The sequence below is a fragment of the Peribacillus faecalis genome (genome assembly GCF_014712675.1).
Lineage (GTDB): Bacteria > Bacillota > Bacilli > Bacillales > DSM-1321 > Bacillus_AD > Bacillus_AD faecalis.
In genome coordinates, this window is the sequence record NZ_JACXSI010000001.1 from 1 (window position 1) to 19572 (window position 19572).

The window sequence follows — 19572 nt, forward strand, 5'->3', positions numbered from 1 at the left end:
CACGTAGGAAATTGTAAAATTTCTGAAGTGATTTGGCTTATGACCTCGAGGGGCTGGCCGCTGCAGCTAGACAAATTCTAAGCAGGAACAGCGACTAAGAGCGCTACGTCCTGTAGCAACGTCGCTGTGACTCTCATCCTGAGAGCCCCACACGAGAAACCCGCCTTTGGTTTCTTGGGGGAGGCAGCTTAGGACAGAGCATGGCAGGTATAAGGTTGGACTGCCATCTTAGTTCAAAAATATAACCTTTATAATTATTAAAACCGTCACCGATCCTTTTGGTAGTGCACATACTCAAGAATTTACAGTCAGCTTCAGATGATTACATTCTTATACAGTTTGCAAATCATACCTTGGATAGCAATAAATGAACCCGAACTCAAATGAGATCGGGTTCTTTACAGCGCATGTCTTATTCCTCTTCTTTTTCAATAATATCCGCGAATAAGCCGTATACATATTTCTCTGCGTCGAATTCTTGCAGATCATCCATTTTTTCGCCTAGGCCGACAAATTTAACCGGTATGCCAAGCTCATTTTTAATAGCAAGCACAATACCGCCTTTGGCTGTTCCGTCAAGCTTTGTCAGCACGATGCCGGATACATCGGTTACTTCTTTGAACATTTTTGCTTGAACAAGAGCATTTTGACCTGTAGTCGCATCAAGCACAAGCAGAACCTCGTGCGGTGCTCCAGGAATTTCACGTTCAATGACTTTCTTCACTTTTTCAAGCTCTTTCATCAAGTTGACTTTATTTTGCAGACGGCCGGCTGTATCGCAAAGCAACACATCAACATTACGGGATTTAGCTGCCTGAACCGCATCGAACATAACTGCTGCAGGGTCAGAGCCGGCTGTTTGCTTCACAACATCGACTCCGACACGCTCGCCCCATACTTCCAATTGCTCGATGGCACCGGCACGGAATGTATCTCCTGCTGCTAGCAACACTTTTTTACCTTCGCTGTTAAACTTATGAGCAAGTTTCCCGATTGTTGTTGTTTTACCAACACCGTTTACACCGACAAACAAAATAACTGTCAGTTCATTATTCATTGAAAGAGTCGCATCGATTTCTTCATCGTTGCGGTAAATATCGACAAGCTTCTCAGAAATGACAGCCTGCACGTCACGAGTATCTTGAATATTGCGGCGTTTCACTTCCATTTTCAGTTCATCGATTAATTCCATAACCGTATTGAAGCCGACATCAGCACCAATCAAAATCTCTTCAAGCTCTTCAAAAAAGTCCTCATCAACTTTACGATAACGAGCGACTAGATTATTTACTTTACTCGCAAAAGAATCTCGCGTTTTCGTAAGGCCTTCTTTAAACTTCTCACTTGCCTGATCGGTCGTTGCTGTAAACTTCTCTTTTAATTTTTTAAAGAAACTCATGCTTTCACTTCCTATTTCGTTTGTTCTGCTAATTTTTTATCTTCTAGTCTTACAGATACGAGCTTAGAAACACCAGATTCCTGCATAGTAATCCCATACAATACATCAGCGCTTTCCATCGTTCCTTTTCTGTGTGTAATAACGATAAACTGAGTATGGGTACTGAATTTTCTTAAGTACTGGCTGAATCGCTGCACATTCGCTTCATCAAGCGCCGCCTCTACCTCATCGAGTACGCAAAACGGAACCGGACGTACAATTAAGATCGAGAATAATAAAGCGATGGCTGTCAACGCTCTTTCTCCTCCGGATAACAGCCCAAGGTTCTGCAGTTTCTTCCCTGGCGGCTGCGCGATGATTTCTACACCTGTATTCAGCAAGTCATCAGGGTCGGTCAGCTTCAATTGCGCACGCCCGCCTCCAAAAAGCTGCTGGAATACAGATTCAAATTCATTGCTGATACCATCGAAAGTTTCCTTGAATCGTCGCTTCATCTCTTCGTCCATTTCGTCAATCACTTGGAAAAGAGTATCCTTCGCCTCTTGCAAGTCTGCTTTTTGTTCCGTTAAAAACGTAAAGCGCTCAAAAACACGTTCATATTCATCGATTGCACCAAGATTAATTGTACCAAGGTCCTCAATCGCCATTTTAATCAACTTCACCTTTTTCGTCGTTTCCTCCGGTGAGTCCTGCAACAAGAACTGTTCTTTAGCATCTTCAAAAGAGAGCAAGTACTCCTGTTGCAAATGTTGAAGACGGTTTTCAAGCTCTACATCGAGACGGTTAATCTTCACTTCTTCATCCTTCATCGTCTCTACGTAGCCTTTATATATACGTTTTTGCTCTTTCAGTTCCCTTTCGGCGTCCTCTAATTGCATATGCAATTGATTCCGTTCTTCTCTGCGGGCTGAAATGAGTTGAATTGTTTCATTTTTGTCCTGAAGCTTCATTTTTGCCAATTCTTCAAGTTGTTGTTCACCACTGGTATTACTCTCCATATCAGTGAACAATAGTTTACGGTCTTCTGTAGCATCTTCTTCCTTGCGCTGCCATTCTGTTAAATCTTTAAGCAAACGGTCATAAGTTGCTTGAGCATGCTGTTGCTGTTCACGTTTTGCGGCATACTGAATCTTTAATTCGTTCAACTCTGATGTGACGGCCGAAATTGAGCTTTGCTGCGCATTTTTGCGGTTCGTCAATTCATCGATCTTCACTTTGCTCTCTTCCAGCTTAGCGGCAATTTCCCCTAATAGCTGTTCAAGCTCAGCCAATCGATGCTCTCTTTGAAGTTTCTCTTCCACATATGACGATTGATCCAAGTCATACAGAGCCAGACGGTCATTTAAGTTTCTTTCATTCGTTTCGACTTCACGGAGTTGACCTTTGACGCTTTCCTCCTGAATTCTTAATTGTTCGCTGTTGGCGCGCAAACTTTCATACAACTCGGTATGCTGTTGAATGCTTTCTTTCAATTGCTTCACTTTTGTTTCTTGCTGTACTGTCTTTTCTTCCATTAACGGTAATTTATTCGATAGTTCTTCTAACTCGCCTTTACGGGCAAGAAGCGAATAATTTTTTGATTTAGTTGCACCGCCTGTCATACTTCCACCCGGGTTGACGACATCACCTTCAAGCGTCACAATTCGATATTTATAGTGCAGCTTTTTCGCCAATTCATTGGCACCTTTTAAATCGGAGGTAATGATGACTGCGCCTAATAAATTCGCTACAATTTCTGCATACTTGGATTGATAGCGCACTAATTGCGATGCGACACCAATGAAAGAAGGATGATTCGATACAAGCTGCAGCTGCGATGACGGAATATTTCTTTCCTTCATGACGGTCATTGGTAAAAAGGTAGCTCTACCGAATGAATTGATTTTCAAGAATTGGATTGCTTTACGGGCATTTTCTTCTGTGTCAACAACAACATGCTGCATCGCAGCGCCAAGTGCTGTTTCAATCGCTAAATTATATTCTCTCGGAACTGTAATCAGCTCTGCGACAGCACCTTCCACGCCTTGCAGATTTGGCGCCTTCAAAACTTCTTTGACACCTTGGAAAAAGCCTGCATATTCATCTTCCATACCTTTAAGCATTTCAATACGTGATTTTACTTGTTGCACATATTGATATGCCTGATACAGTTTCGTTTCTTCACTTTTATATTTTTCTTGCAGCTTTTCTAAGTTTGTCTTTCTTTCAAATATTCCGGAGGCTGTCTCCTCAAGTTTTTGTTTAATGCTCTTAAGCTGAGAAATTAACAATTCCTTTTCAGCTGTAATATCCGAACGTTTGGAAAGAAGCTCTTCGTTCTCTGAATCGAGCCTAGCGCTGCGCGCATTAATTTGCTCATGTTGTTGTTTCACCATTCGCATTTCATTATTGGCCGCTGCCTGCTCGTTCAGCAAATCAATATAATCCGCTTTCAGTGACTCGATTTCAAGCTCTAAATCTTCACTGAAAGAGGACAAGCTAATTTCTTTCTCATTAAGTTGCTGCTTCAAGTCCTTAACAGTCGCTTGAATGCCCTCGAGCTTTTGCAGTTGTTCGGCTTGTTCAGCCTTCAGCCGGACTACTTGGCTCTGAGCTTCTTCAATAGTCTGCTCCAGCTGCTGTTTGCTTTGCGTCGCATTTTTCTTACGCTCCTGAAGAACACTTCTTCTTCCTTCAAGCTTTTCTAAATCTTGCGTTGTAATTAAAAGTACTTCCTGTAAATCACTGACAGATTCATCCAGTGCAGTAATCCGATCGCGAAGTTGTTCAATATTAGCTTCTTTTTTTTGTAAATCCGAGCTCAGTTGCATTTCCTGATTGCTGTGCTCTTCGTTTTGCTTTGAAAGCTCCTGCCACTTTCCATGGAGCACTTCAATTTCATGCACTGTCAAAGCAACCTCATACTGCTGAAGCTCTTGTTTTTTCTCCAAATAATCTTTCGCCATGGAAGCCTGTATTTTTAAAGGTTCTACTTGTCCTTCCAGCTCATACAGAATATCTTGTACACGATTCAAATTCTCCCGTGTCTCAATTAGTTTTTGCTCAGCTTTCTTTTTACGCGTTTTATATTTCAAAACACCGGCCGCTTCTTCAAAAATCGTTCTTCGTTCTTCAGCCTTGCTGCTCAATATTTCTTCAACTTTCCCCTGACTGATGATAGAAAATGCTTCTCTGCCTAAACCAGAATCCATAAACAAGTCAACAATATCTTTTAAGCGGCAACTTTGTTTATTAATGAAAAACTCACTCTCACCAGAACGGAACACCCTTCTAGTAACGCTGACTTCCTGATAGTCAAGAGGAAGAAATTGATCTTCGTTATTTAAAGTTAATGTTACTTCAGCAAAGTTAAGAGATTTTCTTGAATCACTTCCTGCAAAAATGATATCTTCCATTTTTGCTCCACGAAGCGATTTTGCTGATTGCTCGCCAAGCACCCATCTGATCGCATCTGTTACATTGCTCTTGCCGCTTCCATTCGGTCCGACAACAGCTGTAACCCCTTCAACAAAATCAATGGAGATCCTTTCTGCGAACGATTTAAATCCCATTACATCCAAACGTTTGAGGAACAATACTTTCCCCCCCTTACAGTTTACTTCTTATTTTTTGCTTGTTTCATAACAATTAGTGCTTCTTGTGCGGCCTTTTGCTCCGCTTCTTTTTTGGAGCGTCCGACGCCTGTCCCAAGTATCTCTCCGTTCAATGAAACGTTAGATACAAACTCTTTATTATGAGCCGGACCCTTTTCTTGATGAATTCGATATTCGATGACTCCGGCCGCATCTCTTTGCACTAATTCTTGCAGCTGGCTTTTATAATCCATCACATGAGAAAAAGCACCTTCATCAATTTTAGGAAATACTACTTTTGTTAAAAATGAATTGACAACGTCCATACCTTGGTCTAAATACAAAGCGCCAATAAAAGCTTCAAACACATCTGCCAATAACGCCGGACGCTCGCGGCCGCCAGTCAGTTCTTCCCCTTTACCAAGCAGTACAAGCTTACCGAAAGAAAGAGCGTGCGCAAATGTCACCAAAGAAGGCTCACATACAATCGCTGCGCGAAGTTTTGTCAATTCTCCCTCGCTCATGAGCGGATATTTTCGATACAGGTATTGTGAAACTGTCAATTCTAATACGGCATCCCCTAAAAACTCAAGCCTTTCATTGTCTTCATAAGGCTTGCGACGATGCTCATTCACATAAGATGAATGAGTAAACGCTTGTTTCAATAATCTTTCATTCAAAAATCGGATACCGATTTCACGTTGAAACTTATCAAATTTCATATTTTTATTTGGAATTTTTCTTTCTCTTCCATTCTTTTGCATAACATCCTCCGAAACCTAAATCTGACTCTTATTAAAATAACATTCAACATTACCTAGTATATAAAATGATTGTCAAAAAAGAAAATAAACTTTTACTTTTTATTTCAATATTTTACAGAAAAACCGTCACCGTCTCTTTTTCATAAGAAAAAGGCCAACTCTTGAAGAGACAGTTTATCACTTTATATAGAGAATGCTCTACATGAAGCAAGCTGTCAAATTCTTCATACGAGTCGACCTTATCATGAAAATGATCTATTACATATTGCTTTTTATGTAATTAACGGCATCGCCTACCGTTGAGATTTTTTCTGCGTCCTCATCAGAAATTTCCATTCCGAATTCATCTTCAAGCTCCATCACTAGTTCAACTACATCAAGTGAATCAGCACCTAAATCATCTTTAAAAGAAGCATCAAGCGTTACTTCTGACGCCTCAACTTCTAAACGATCAACGACGATTTTCGTAATACGCTCTAATACATCTGCCATATTTTTCACCTCCTTTCAATTCTCCTTATTATATTTGATTTTACTGCAATAATAAATATTTTTTATCAATTGCCATTAATTGTGACAAACACAATTAATTATTACATGACCATTCCGCCGTCTATGCAGAGTGTTTGTCCTGTCATATAGGAGCTATCCTCACTAGCTAAAAAGACCGCTACTTTGGCAATATCAGCAGGCTCTCCGAATCTTGCCAGAGGAATTTGTGAAAGCAAGCTGTTTCGTACGTCTTCAGGCAGCTGCTCGGTCATATCAGTCGATATAAATCCGGGCGCAATCGCATTGACATTAATGCCTCTTGGAGCAAGCTCCTTAGCTGTTGTTTTCGTTAACCCGATTACGCCGGCTTTTGCCGCTACGTAATTTGCCTGACCGGCATTACCGACAACACCGACAACACTTGCGACGTTGATGATTCTGCCTTTACGCTGTTTCATCATTGGTCTGGTAACTGCCTTTGTACAAAGGAACACACCTTTTAAATTCGTATTAAGGACCGTATCCCATTCTTCTTCCTTCATGCGCATAAGTAAATTATCGCGCGTTACACCGGCATTATTGACAAGAATATCGATTTTGCCAAGTTTCTCAATCGTTTCTTTTACCATATGCGACACTTCATCTGCATCTGCTACATTACAGCGGATAGCAATCGCCTTTTGCCCCATTGCTTCGATTTCTGCAACTACTTCGTTAGCAAGAGCTTCATTTCCGGCATAATTAACAGCTACATCGGCGCCTTGGCGTGCCAATTCAAGTGCAATTTCCCGCCCGATACCCCTTGATGCCCCTGTTACAAGCGCTACTTGACCTTGTACTTTCACAACTATTCCTCCTTTAATGCAGCAACAACTGCTTGTATTTCCTTTTCATTCGACACGGAATACACTTTTACAGAACGATTGATTTTTTTTATTAGACCGGACAATACTTTACCCGAACCGATTTCAATAAATGTATCGACTCCAAGTTCAATCATATGCTCTACACAGTCTTGCCATAATACGGGAGAATATAATTGTTGTAACAGCTTCACTTTCATTTCATCAGCTGAAGTAATCGGTTTTGCATTAACATTCGACACAACCGGTACTTCCGCATTTTTCCACAAAAACTGTACTAATACTTCGTTGAGATCAGCCGCTGCGGGCTGCATTAAACTTGAATGGAACGGACCGCTCACATCAAGCATAATCGCGCGTTTAGCGCCGCTTTCTTTTGCCTTTTCACAAGCAATTGTCACACCTTCAGCTGAACCGGATATTACTATTTGTCCGGGACAGTTAATATTCGCTAATTGTACGGAGTAACCATCGGCAGAGATAGATGATGTAAGGTCTTCGAGTGTTCGGCGATCAAGTCCAAGAATCGCAGCCATTTTTCCGACCCCTGCAGGTACAGCCTTTTCCATGAATTCGCCTCGCTTACGTACAATCCGAACTGCATCTTCAAAGTCAAGCATGCCACCGGCCACAAGAGCGCTATATTCTCCCAAACTGTGACCTGCTACATAATCCGGCTTAATTCCAAACTGCTGCAGTCTTGACATTATCGCTATGCTGGTCGTCAATAAAGCCGGCTGGGCATTTGCGGTTAAAGTCAATTTTTCTTGAGGCCCTTGAAAAATCAATTCACTTAAGGAAACTTCCAGCACTTCGTCCGCTTTTTCATAATAAGCTCGTACACTTTCGAATTGTTCTGCAAGCTCCAAGCCCATTCCAACAGACTGTGAACCTTGACCCGGAAAAACAAAACCTATTACAGCCATATTATCACTCCTTGCCGAATATTAATTACTTATTATCCTCTTTTTCAACATATCTCTGAATAGTAGAGGCTACCTCATGCTGAACCATCGTTTTCGTTTGACGGATTGCGCTGTAGAATGCTCTTGCATCAGAAGAACCGTGCGCTTTTATCACAGGAGCTTTCAGACCGAACAATGCCGCTCCTCCATGCTCTGAATAATCCATCTTCCCTTTGATTTCCTTAAACTCCGGTTTCAATACCGCAGCTGCCAGTTTGCTTCTGACACTGCTCATTAAAGACTCTTTCAACATCTTGAAAACTGCCATTGCCGTTCCTTCAGTTGTTTTTAATACCATGTTGCCTGTAAATCCGTCTGTTACAACAACGTCAGCAACACCTTCCATTAAGTCACGGCTTTCAACATTACCGACAAAATTGATTGGAGCCTCTTTCATTAATGCAAAAGCTGCTTTTGTCAGTTCATTGCCTTTCTTGTCTTCCGTACCGATATTAAGTAAGCCGACACGAGGATTTTTAATTCCTCTTACTTTCTCCGCATACACTGAGCCCATAATCGCAAATTGCAATAAGTGCTCAGCTCGCGCTTCTGCATTCGCTCCGACATCTAGAAGAACAAAACCATCTCCGTTTAACGTCGGCAATGTCGGCGCTAAAGCCGGTCTTTCAATTCCTTTTATTCTTCCGACCACGAACAGCCCCGCGGCCATTAAAGCACCAGTACTTCCGGCCGAGATACATGCATCCGCCTTTCCTTCAGCTACTTGTTGTGCAGCTAGAACCATAGAAGCTTGTTTCTTGCGTCTCACCGCTCGTACCGGTTCATCTGTAGGCAAAATTTGCTCATCTGTATGTAAAATGGAGATTCGATTATGCGGTGCTGATAAGTATTGCATAATTTGCTGTTCATCACCAACTAATAAAATCTCGATATCATTAAATTCTTTAACGGCTTCAACAGCGCCTAAAACAGCTTCTTTAGGTGCGTGGTCTCCGCCCATTGCGTCAATTGCTATTTTCATTGTTCTCTTCATTCCTTCTGTCTATATTCGAACGGTACATTTCAAAAGTGCCTTTAAATACGATTTCGTTATTCACGTGACTGATTACTTCAACAATCGAACGCCCGGAATCATTTTGTCGCTCGATCACTTTAGCTTTCGCTATAACCCGACTATTTTCTTTAACAGGACGGGTAAAATTTATCTCCGCTTTAGACGTTAAAGTCAATTCATCATTGATAACAGCTACCGCTAATGAGTTAGCTTGCGCAAATAAGTGATGGCCGCGGGCTATACCGTTTCGCGTGAATACATGCTCTTTTTTGACATCGAATATTGAAAGCGCACTATGGTCAAGTTCTATATCTATAATATCACCAATTACTTCTTCAATAGGTAAAGCTTTTATTTCATCACTGTAATTTTTTTCAGCAACGTTTTTAATACGTTCCCTCAACTCCGGAATAGATAATTCCAGGCGGTCAAGACGAATTGTTTGTATGCTGACACTAAATTTGTCAGCAAGCTCTTCGTCAGTAATAAAGGGATTATTTTCAATTGTTTCTGTTAATTGTAATTGACGGTCCTTTTTGCTTCGTCTCATATATGTTGTCACCATCCGAGTATTATGACTAGGTACTAATAGCAGTATATACATTTTAAAAAAAGATTGCAAGATTTATTTAAAAACTCGCAATCTATCAGAAAAGCCGTCACCGGTCCTTTTTTATCATGTATACTCTACTCAGATTCACCTCGATAAAAAAGGAGACATGCGGGAGGACTATGATGAATCACACAAGAAGCCCGGTTTTGGTTTCTTGGAGGGAGGCAGCTTAGGACCGAGCATGGCAGGTGTAAGGCTAGACAAGTAGAAAAGCGGAAGCGGCCTGTTCAGCCTCGACCAGCATAAGACGAGCCGGCTGGTAGGTTGCTTTTTACCTTCCGGACGGATTGGCTTATGACCTCGAGAGGCTGGCCGCTATAGCTAGACAATTAGAAAAGCCGTCACCGGTCCTTTTTGGTGAGGTACGTACCCAATAATCAGCACTACTCACGAATGATTGCCTTTCTTAGATATGTTGCTAATCAAAAAGGAGCCATGCGGGAGGACTAAGATGAATCCCCCAAGAAACCCGCTTTTGGTTTCTTGGGGGAGGCAGCTTAGGACCGAGCATGGCAGGTGTAAGGCTAGACAGTCATCTAAGTTCAAAATCTATTAGGCGTCTGTTGATTTCCGCTGCGGATGGACGCTTTCGCGCTGAGGCCTGCGCCAATCCTCCTCGCCGCTCATCACTCCTGTGTTGCATCGAACTGCATGCTTCATCTGAGCAGGAGTTGCTAGTCTACGCCTCCATCAACAAATAAAATTCACTTTTTAAACAAAAGCCAGGTAGGAACCTGCTAATTAATCAAACTTCATCTCCGCAAATACGCCTTGTGAGCGCAAATAAGTTCGTAAACCTTCAAACATTTCCTCTTCCCAAAACTGTTCGCTATTGACTAACTGAGAAGCATCGTCTCTGGCCACTTCCAGAATACGATAGTCGTGAATAAGATCAGCCACTTTAAATTCCGGCAGACCGCTTTGCTTTTTGCCGAAGAAATCGCCGGGTCCTCTAAGCTCCAAATCTTTCTCAGACAAAACAAATCCATCATTCGTTTCCGTCATAATCCGCATTCGTTCCTTGCCGTTTTCCGATTTGGCATCGCTCACTAAAACACAATATGATTGTTCACTGCCTCGTCCAACCCTTCCACGCAATTGATGCAGCTGCGACAAGCCGAAGCGCTCTGCATCGTATACGAGCATGAATGTCGCGTTCGGCACATTCACCCCTACTTCTACAACTGTAGTTGAAACCAATATTTGCACTTTATTTTCGCTGAAAGCTTTCATGACTTCATCTTTTTCTGCTGGAAGCAACTTTCCGTGCATGAGCCCAACCTTGAACCGATCACCGTAATAATGGCAAAGCATGTCATGAACCTCAATCGCATTTTGCAAGTCAAGCTTTTCCGATTCTTCTATAAGCGGGCAAATAACGTAAGCTTGTCTGCCTTTAACGAGTTCTTTGTTCATAAAACCTAAAACGCGCTCAAGCATATTATGCTTTGCCCAATATGTTTCAATCGGTTTACGTCCAGCTGGCATTTCGTCAATAATTGATACATCCATCTCGCCAAAAACAGTAATTGCGAGCGTACGCGGTATCGGAGTCGCTGTCATGAACAGCACATCCGGATTTTCACCTTTTTCACGCAGAATCTTCCTTTGCTCTACACCGAAACGATGCTGCTCATCTGTTATGACCAACCCTAGTGAACGGAATGATACTTCATCGCCAATTAAAGCATGCGTACCTATCAATATATCAATATCTCCTGCCTGCAGGTCTGCAAGCAGCTCACGGCGTTTCTTGCCTTTAACCGAGCTCGTAAAAAGTGCTGATCTTACGCCCGTTCCTTCTAGTAAACCAGCAATGGAAGCTGCGTGTTGTTCGGCCAATATTTCCGTCGGAACCATTAACGCTCCTTGATGCCCTGCTAAAACAGATGCCAACAAAGCGATTGTTGCCACAACGGTTTTTCCTGAACCAACATCTCCTTGCAGAAGCCGGTTCATACGATGCGGGGATTTCATATCAGCTATAATTTCATTTACTACCCGATTTTGGGCAGATGTAAGCGGAAATGGCAGACTGCCAATGAAACGTTGCCATTTCGCTTCATCAAATTGTTGCTGCATGCCGGCAGAACCGTGCCGCTCAATTCTTCTCAAACTTTGCATTTTTAATTGAAACAGCAACAACTCTTCATATGCCATCCGTCTTCTCGCCTGCTTTAAATCTTCCGCTCCTTCCGGAAAGTGCATAGCACGCAAAGCATCCTTTTTGCTTAACAACCGATATTTTTTCAACAAATAAGGAGGCAGCACTTCCGGAATTGATTGTGCATATTGAGAAAAAGCAATTGTCATAAACTTTCTCAAGCCTTTTACCGTAACACTGCCCTTCGTTGAGTATACAGGTTCAAAATCTTTTTGTTCCGCACTTTCTCCATCAGAAAACGTTGTAGCGGTAATCGTCTGTCTGTGACGATCCCATTTTCCTGTAATCGATATCGTTTGCTGCAATGCCAATTTACTTTTCAAATACGGCTGATTAAAGAAAATAACTGACACTAAATAGCGTCCTACTAATAATTTGAATGTCAACCTCGATTTCTTTTTGCCGTAATAAACAACTGCCGGAGCACTATGAATGACTCCTTGAACAGTTACTCGCTCATCATGCTCAACTTCCTCCAAATCACGGAGACGGAAATCGTCATATCGGTACGGCAAATATTCCAGTAGATCCAAAACCGTTTCGATTCCCATCTCTAAAAGAGCTTCTGTCGTTTCTGGCCCTATCCCTTTAATATCTGAAACCGGATTATATACGTTCATTATTTCCCCTCTTTTTTCGGTGCTCCGAAAATTTTCGCCTCCAAAGCTTTTCCTGTCGGCGTAGCAGCCAGTCCTCCTAACGCCGTTTCTCGCAAGGCTGCCGGCATCGATTGACCGATGCGGAACATTGCTCCAATCACTTCATCGCAAGGAATACGGCTCTTAATGCCGGCCAAAGCCATATCTGCCGCTACCATCGCATTGGCAGCTCCCATTGCATTCCGTTTCACGCACGGTACTTCTACAAGACCTGCAACCGGATCGCAAACAAGGCCTAGCATATTTTTTAGCGTAATTGCCATCGCTTCCGCACATTGGGATGGTGTTCCGCCTGCCATTTCAACAATAGCCGCTGCTGCCATTCCGCTCGCAGAACCTACCTCGGCCTGACAGCCTCCAGCCGCACCGGAAATGCTCGCATTATTAGCGACAACAAATCCAAAAGCACCTGAAGTGAATAAAAAGGCCACCATCTGTTCACGAGTTGGGTTTAATTTTTCCCGAACCGCATAAAGTGTTCCCGGTACAACACCGGCTGATCCTGCTGTCGGTGTCGCGCAAATTGTTCCCATCGCCGCGTTTACTTCATTCGTTGCCACCGATTTACTGACCGCATCAAGCAGCAAATCCCCTGACAATGATTTTCCGGATGCGATATATTCTTGTAGGAGTACAGCATCTCCGCCTGTTAATCCGGAATGAGATTTAACACCTTGCAAGCCACGCTCAATCGCCTTTTCCATTACAACAAGATTTTTGTCCATTTTCGCGATGATTTCTTCTCGGCTTAACTGGAGTACTTTCATTTCCTGTTCAATCATAACTTCTGATATTTTTTTATTTTGACTTTCTGCCAAGTGTACAAGCTCAGCAACATTTCTAAACAATACTTTACCTCCCTAAAACTCAATCGACAATTTTTGTTACACCAAGAATGGCCGGCAATTTTTCAATCTCATCCAAAATTGGATCTTCGATATTTTGGTCGACCTCAATTGTCATTAAAGCTCTTTGTCCCAATTCTTTTCTCGACACTTCCATATGGCCGATGTTAATTTGATGTAGTGCCAATACAGTTGCAACATTCGCAATCGCTCCGAATTGATCAGTATGTTCGACTAATATTGCCGGATGTTGTCCCGACAATCTTAATACAAAACCGTTCAACTCAATGATTTCGATTTTTCCTCCGCCGATAGAAATACCAACCATTTCCAAGTTGCCTATTTCATCGCCCATACGAATTTTTGCCGTATTCGGATGATCAGGCACAGCCTCTTCCTCTATAAAACGGATTTTCATACCGTCAGCCTCAGCAATTTCTATAGAACGAATTATTCTTTCATCATCTGTTTCAAAATCCAATATGCCACCGATAATGGCTACATCTGTTCCATGCCCTTTATACGTTTTCGCAAACGAGCCATACAGATGAATATCTACCCATTTTGGCTGCCTTCTGAATAGACTTCTGGCTACCTTGCCGATTCTTGCTGCACCAGCAGTATGTGAGCTTGAGGGCCCAATCATAACCGGACCGATAATATCAAACACACTTCTATATTTCATATTGTTCCCTCACATTTTGTATATAACTTAAAATTTACACTAACAGTATACTAAAAAAAACGTTACCGGTCCTTTTTATTTTTGATTTTCTCCCCGATATCACTTCAGTGAAAAAAGAGACATACGGGAGGCGAAAAGCGGAAGCGGTCCGCAAGTATGGAACAGCAATTAAGGACGCTACATCCGCATATCTTCGTCGCTGTGACTCCCATCCTGAGAGACTCACTCGAGAAACCCGCCCTTGGTTTCTTGGGTGGGTTGATTTAGGACCTAGCGTGTCAGGTATAAGATTAGACAGCTTTCCAAGCACAACTTTATTTATTTAAGAAAAATCTTTTCTAGATGAAAAATAGGAATAGAAGACATTGTCTTCTATTCCTAACTCATCATATACTATTCGTGTAATATCTACTTTCTATACAGTATCAGCGCCACTGGCGATATGTACTAAAGTAAAAGCTTATTCTACCGCTAAAATGAATGAATAAAGTGGCTGTTTGCCATCATGCAATTCCACTTCAACATCTTCAAACTTTTCTTCGCAGTATTCAACTAATTCATTGACTTCTGACTCATTGACATCTTCACCATAAATGATTGTTAAGATTTCAGAATCGTCATCGATCATTTCGTCCAGCAATTCTTTTGTAGCTTCAAGCTTATCTTTGCTTGTATTTAAAATTTTGCCTTCCGCAATTCCCATAAAATCTCCATTTTCGATTTCTAAGCCATCGATGTTTGTGTCACGCACTGCGAATGTAATTTGGCCAGTTTTTACTGTAGACAATGATTCAGTCATCGCAGATTCATTGTCTTCCGGCGATAATGAAGGATTGAATGCCAATAATGAAGCCATTCCTTGCGGTACAGTTTTTGACGGGATGACAATTACATTCTCGTCCACTAAATCAACAGACTGCTGAGCAGCCATGATGATGTTTTTATTGTTAGGCAAAATAATAACATTTTTCGCATTTACTTCTTTGATTGCTTTAACAATATCCTCTGTGCTCGGATTCATTGTTTGGCCGCCTTCGATTACTGCTTTAGCGCCGATACTTCTGAACAAATCAGCAACACCTGAACCCATTGCAACTGTTACGATTCCATACTCCTCTTTCTTTTTAGAAGGAGCTGGAGTTGAAGATACAGAAGGCGCATCATTCGAAACAAGGCTAGAATGTTGCTCTCTCATGTTATCGACTTTGATTTTAATTAAAGTACCGAATTTTTGACCATAGTTCAGCACTTCACCGGGCTGTTCTGTATGCACGTGAACTTTCACTACTTCATCATCAGAGATGACTAATAATGAATCACCCAATTCGCTTAAATGATTACGGAATGCATCTTCATTGTATGGCTCCATGCCATCTTTGAAGCGCACCATAATTTCTGTACAGAAACCGAACGTAATGTCTTCGCTGCTGATATGATCAGCAACATTCATGTGATGTTCTGCGCTGACAAGTTGATCCATTGAAGGAGCAGTGGCGCTTAGGCTCACTTTTTCACCTTTAAGTTGCGCTAAAAATCCTTCATAAACGAAAACAAGACCTTGTCCGCCGCTATCTACTACGCCTACTTCTTTAAGTACAGGCAATAGATCAGGAGTACGTTGCAGGGACGCGTTCGCTTCTTTTACGATGTCTTCCATAACAGCAACGATATCCGTATTAACTTCAGCAGAGGCGACTGCCGCTTTCGCTGCATCTTTAGCAACCGTAAGTATTGTTCCTTCTACAGGCTTCATAACCGCTTTATATGCTGTTTCCACACCTGCTGAGAATGCTTCAGCGAATTCTACACTATTAATACTTGCTTTTGATTCGATTTTTTTAGAGAAACCACGGAAAAGCTGTGAAAGAATTACTCCAGAGTTTCCGCGAGCTCCCATAAGCAAGCCTTTTGATAAAGCTTGACCCACTTTACCGATGTGCTCATTAATATGAGTTTCTACCTCTTTAGCACCAGAAGTCATTGATAGGTTCATGTTTGTTCCAGTATCTCCATCTGGCACAGGAAAAACGTTCAAAGCATCTACCAATTTGGCATTAACGGATAATTGGTTCGCACCCATTAGTACCATTTCAGCAAAACGTTTTCCTTCTAAATTTGTTATTGACACAAATGTTTCCTCCTTACTAAGGGTTCGTCACGCGAACTCCCTGTACATAAATATTGACGGAATCAACTGCTAAACCGACCGTTTTGTCCAGGGTATATTTCACTTTCGACTGAACATTATGAGCAACTTCAGAGATTTTCGTGCCGTAGCTAACAATAATGTACATATCAATATTGATGGCCTCTTCTTCTTGACGCACAATAACACCTTTAGTGAAGTTTTCTTTTCTTAAGATCTCGGTAATTCCGTCTTTCAGTTGTTTTTTGCTTGCCATACCGACAATGCCGTAGCAGTCTACTGCAGCGCCGCCGGCGATTGTAGCAATAACATCATTGGATATATCAATTTGTCCGTATTTTGTGTTGATTTCAATGGACATTTGTTTTTCCCCCTTTTGGAAAAATACATTTTGACTACAAACATTTTACTATAACAATAAAGAAAATGCACTACAAACCGCTAAAAATAGCCATTCATAAAGGATTTTCTTCCGATTTCGGAATTGCTGATGTGTTCAATTGTGTATTAAAATCACAGATTACACCTGAAAAAGAGCACGTTTGCAGCTACAATATTCTTAACTAATATACCCTATAATTAATTTTTTTCAAATAGTAATCATAATAAAAGCGCTGAATTAAATCAGCGCTTTTGCTCTTTTTACAGAGCAATATTACCCGATTTTTTATTTTCTCTTTATTCGGGACGATTAAGCTCAAAGTTATCGATTTTTAGTTGAATTGCAGGTTCAAATTGCTTCAGCATGCTTCTCCCTAACTAAAACGATACACATAAGAAAATGCTATAAGAAGGATTAAAGCCCCTAAATTATAAAGTAAAAACTTCTAAAAGTTTTTCTCCATTTTTTATATCAAATCCTATGTCAAGGTTTTTTTCTTGAAAGGTTGAAGATATACTATTGCATTTCGAAAATATGTATGATACATTATTTAAGTATTTGATTACTTGACTTAAGAATTATTGAAACTTAAGCTCGTTGTAGTTAGGAGGGAATTTATATATGGCACGCAAATGTGTAATCACGGGAAGAAGAACTCGTTCTGGTAACTCTCGTTCTCACGCTATGAACGCTAACAAACGTACTTGGGGTGCAAACCTTCAAAAAGTTCGTATTTTAGTAGATGGTAAACCAAAACGCGTATATGTTTCTGCTAGAGCATTAAAATCTGGTAAAGTTGAACGCGTTTAATCTTACTTAATTTTAACTTAAAAAACAGCACTCTTGTTATAAGAGTGCTGTTTTGCATTTTAGGATATGTTTCTATTGTTACCCTTTTTTAAATGCTCCCAGCATAGCCCGAACCAACCCGCCAAGAAATCTTGGAAGTTTAATCGTATAAAACTTCATAATTTCCCTCCTCACCTGCTAACAGCTTATTCACTATACATCAAACATTGCCTATGAATTTCGTCTCTTATCGCGGTTAATGACAATGTACCTTCATTCAAAATGGAATTTATTAATCCATACTTCTTACCATTAATAATATGCCGTCAGTAAATGAAAAATGACCGCTCTCCAAAATAAGTTCATTGCTTACGCATAATGTATCTCCTAAACGGAGTTCTTTATTAATAAGAGGATATTTAAAACCATGCAGCGTCAAATCACTCACAATTGGCGTCATGGAGAAAAAAGACACATATTTGAAGCGGTCCAGTCGGGCAATTGTATAATCTCCCGGCAAAAATGCTGTCAGCAAATTGCTCTCATCTTCAATTTGCACCGTTGTTTGACTTCTTAATAACTTGTCTTGCAATAACAACTGCACACCAGCCAATGTATGGTCCATCCGCCCGCCTGTATTTCCGAAAATCCGAATTATTTCAGGCTCTTGTTTCAGTGCCCATTCTAATGCCAAACCAAGATCAGTATCATCCTTTTCTGAAGGATACTCAAACTTTTCGACATTTTGGATGAACTTTAAGTACTTCGCATCAATGGAATCAAAATCACCAAAAACAATATTCGGCATAATGCCTTGTTCAAGGAGCGTACCGATGCCCTTATCGACCCCAACCCAAATCTCTCGTTTATGAAGGGTTGATACATCGGGAACGTGTTCCCGCGGTCCTCCTGCCATTATGTATATGTCTTTCATCTTGTTAACCCTACCTTTCTATATATGAAGCCAAAAAGGCCCCTAAAAAGCCGATAACGGCTTATTAGGGGCCCTTTGCTGTCTAACCTTACACCTGCCATGCTCAGAGGCCTACAGGATGTAGGTCATATCGGCGAAGAAATGCGGACGTGGCGCATTTAGCCTATGCTCCCATCTCCCCTCCTGCCTCGCCCAAGAAACCAAAACCGGGTTTCTAGAGCAGGGCTCTCACGAGAGAGTCATCGTGACGAAGATATGCGGACTAGCGTCCTTAGTCGCTGTTCCTACTTAGAATTTGTCTGGCTGCAGCGGCCCAGCCAGTTTTCAACTTAGAAATGCTTCCTCGAATATTTTGTAAAATTCATGACTGACAAGTGATGAATTTTACAGCTCTATGGTCTAAGCCAAATCACTTCAGAAATTTTACAATTTCCTACGTGATTCGTCTTATGCAGGTCGGAGGCTCTCTGGACGATAGTCACAGCGACGAAGATATGCGGACGTAGCGCTCTTAGTCGCTGTTCCATACTTGCGGGCCGCTTTCGCTTTTCGCCTCCCGCATGGCTTCTTTTTCATTGAAGTAGTTTCGAGGAGTTAAATCAAAAATGAAAAAGAGCCGGTAACGATTTTTCTTATGTTTTTAGCCTCGAATTGCAGCAATTGCCGCTTTCCGATCAGATTTATTATAAATAGCCGATCCTGCCACTAAAACATTCGCTCCTGCTTCAATACATAACTTCGCCGTTTCTTCATTCACGCCACCATCAATTTCAATTTCAAGCGCCGGATTGAACTCATCTGCCATCTCCTTCACTTCGCGAATTTTTGGAAGCACTTCATGAATGAAGGATTGTCCGCCGAATCCCGGATTGACGCTCATCAACAACACCATGTCGACATGTTTAATGATATGTTGAATGGTATAGACCGGTGTTGCAGGATTTAACACAACCCCCGCTTTAACCCCCAAAGATTTAATTAGACCGATAGTTCGGTGGAGATGCTTACACGCTTCCACATGCACCGTAATGTAATCTGCGCCTGCTCTGGCAAATTCCTCAATATATTGATCAGGATTTTCAATCATTAAATGCACATCTAGAGGTAGCTTAGTCACAGGACGAATCGCTTCAACAATTAAGGGACCGATTGTAATGTTCGGAACAAAGTGACCATCCATTACATCCACATGAATATAATCAGCACCGCCGCGTTCCACATCTTTAATTTCTTCCCCTAGTTTCGCAAAATCTGCTGATAAAATCGAAGGAGCAATTTTAATCAT

17 protein-coding genes are annotated in these 19572 nt (G+C 41.4%); 1 reads left to right on the plus strand and 16 read right to left on the minus strand.

Going from position 1 to position 19572, the window contains the following annotated elements:
• Positions 1-412: 412 nt before the first annotated feature.
• The 13 genes from ftsY to IEO70_RS00065 all read right to left on the minus strand — a co-directional run bounded on the left by ftsY (position 413) and on the right by IEO70_RS00065 (position 16543).
• Complete coding sequence (gene ftsY / locus IEO70_RS00005) at positions 413-1399, minus strand: signal recognition particle-docking protein FtsY (protein WP_190996308.1); 987 nt, start codon at positions 1397-1399, stop codon at positions 413-415.
• Between the two features lie 11 nt (positions 1400-1410).
• Positions 1411-4974 (minus strand): chromosome segregation protein SMC, encoded by a 3564-nt coding sequence (gene smc / locus IEO70_RS00010; protein WP_190996309.1) that lies wholly within the window; start codon positions 4972-4974, stop codon positions 1411-1413.
• A gap of 20 nt (positions 4975-4994) precedes the next feature.
• Positions 4995-5735, minus strand: a complete 741-nt coding sequence (gene rnc / locus IEO70_RS00015; RefSeq protein ID WP_190996310.1) for a ribonuclease III — start codon at positions 5733-5735, stop codon at positions 4995-4997.
• A 258-nt stretch (positions 5736-5993) separates the two neighbouring features.
• Entirely contained in the window at positions 5994-6227 is a 234-nt protein-coding gene (locus IEO70_RS00020) for an acyl carrier protein (RefSeq protein WP_190996311.1), read from the minus strand.
• Between the two features lie 101 nt (positions 6228-6328).
• Complete coding sequence (fabG, locus tag IEO70_RS00025; protein WP_190996312.1) at positions 6329-7072, minus strand: 3-oxoacyl-[acyl-carrier-protein] reductase; 744 nt, start codon at positions 7070-7072, stop codon at positions 6329-6331.
• A gap of 2 nt (positions 7073-7074) precedes the next feature.
• Positions 7075-8016: an ACP S-malonyltransferase gene (gene fabD / locus IEO70_RS00030; RefSeq protein WP_190996313.1), complete on the minus strand. Its 942-nt coding sequence runs from the start codon at positions 8014-8016 to the stop codon at positions 7075-7077.
• A gap of 25 nt (positions 8017-8041) precedes the next feature.
• On the minus strand, positions 8042-9037 hold the full coding sequence (plsX, locus tag IEO70_RS00035; RefSeq protein ID WP_190996314.1) for a phosphate acyltransferase PlsX: 996 nt from the start codon (positions 9035-9037) through the stop codon (positions 8042-8044).
• The gene (gene fapR / locus IEO70_RS00040) at positions 9021-9620 is read right to left on the minus strand and encodes a transcription factor FapR (protein WP_190996315.1); all 600 of its coding nucleotides are present in this window, start codon (positions 9618-9620) and stop codon (positions 9021-9023) included. Before fapR ends, plsX begins: the two co-directional genes overlap by 17 nt.
• Before the next feature lie 804 nt (positions 9621-10424).
• Positions 10425-12467 carry an ATP-dependent DNA helicase RecG gene (gene recG / locus IEO70_RS00045; protein ID WP_206711445.1) on the minus strand — a complete coding sequence of 681 codons (2043 nt, stop codon included), beginning with the start codon at positions 12465-12467 and terminating at the stop codon, positions 10425-10427.
• On the minus strand, positions 12467-13354 hold the full coding sequence (sdaAA, locus tag IEO70_RS00050) for an L-serine ammonia-lyase, iron-sulfur-dependent, subunit alpha (RefSeq protein ID WP_190996316.1): 888 nt from the start codon (positions 13352-13354) through the stop codon (positions 12467-12469). The genes recG and sdaAA overlap by 1 nt, the downstream gene beginning before the upstream one ends.
• Before the next feature lie 19 nt (positions 13355-13373).
• Positions 13374-14036 (minus strand): L-serine ammonia-lyase, iron-sulfur-dependent subunit beta, encoded by a 663-nt coding sequence (gene sdaAB / locus IEO70_RS00055; RefSeq protein WP_190996317.1) that lies wholly within the window; start codon positions 14034-14036, stop codon positions 13374-13376.
• Between the two features lie 460 nt (positions 14037-14496).
• Positions 14497-16164 (minus strand): DAK2 domain-containing protein, encoded by a 1668-nt coding sequence (locus IEO70_RS00060; protein WP_190996318.1) that lies wholly within the window; start codon positions 16162-16164, stop codon positions 14497-14499.
• Between the two features lie 16 nt (positions 16165-16180).
• Positions 16181-16543 (minus strand): Asp23/Gls24 family envelope stress response protein, encoded by a 363-nt coding sequence (locus IEO70_RS00065; protein ID WP_190996319.1) that lies wholly within the window; start codon positions 16541-16543, stop codon positions 16181-16183.
• A 642-nt stretch (positions 16544-17185) separates the two neighbouring features.
• Between IEO70_RS00065 and rpmB the strand changes: the two genes are divergently transcribed.
• Positions 17186-17374 carry a 50S ribosomal protein L28 gene (rpmB, locus tag IEO70_RS00070; protein ID WP_190996320.1) on the plus strand — a complete coding sequence of 63 codons (189 nt, stop codon included), beginning with the start codon at positions 17186-17188 and terminating at the stop codon, positions 17372-17374.
• A 78-nt stretch (positions 17375-17452) separates the two neighbouring features.
• On the opposite strand, the gene spoVM is transcribed toward rpmB, so the two are convergent.
• From spoVM to rpe, 3 genes are all read right to left on the minus strand, one after another.
• Complete coding sequence (gene spoVM / locus IEO70_RS00075; protein ID WP_050614735.1) at positions 17453-17533, minus strand: stage V sporulation protein SpoVM; 81 nt, start codon at positions 17531-17533, stop codon at positions 17453-17455.
• A gap of 112 nt (positions 17534-17645) precedes the next feature.
• On the minus strand, positions 17646-18287 hold the full coding sequence (locus tag IEO70_RS00080; RefSeq protein WP_190996321.1) for a thiamine diphosphokinase: 642 nt from the start codon (positions 18285-18287) through the stop codon (positions 17646-17648).
• 640 nt (positions 18288-18927) lie between these two features.
• Positions 18928-19572: a ribulose-phosphate 3-epimerase gene (rpe, locus tag IEO70_RS00085; protein ID WP_190996322.1), complete on the minus strand. Its 645-nt coding sequence runs from the start codon at positions 19570-19572 to the stop codon at positions 18928-18930.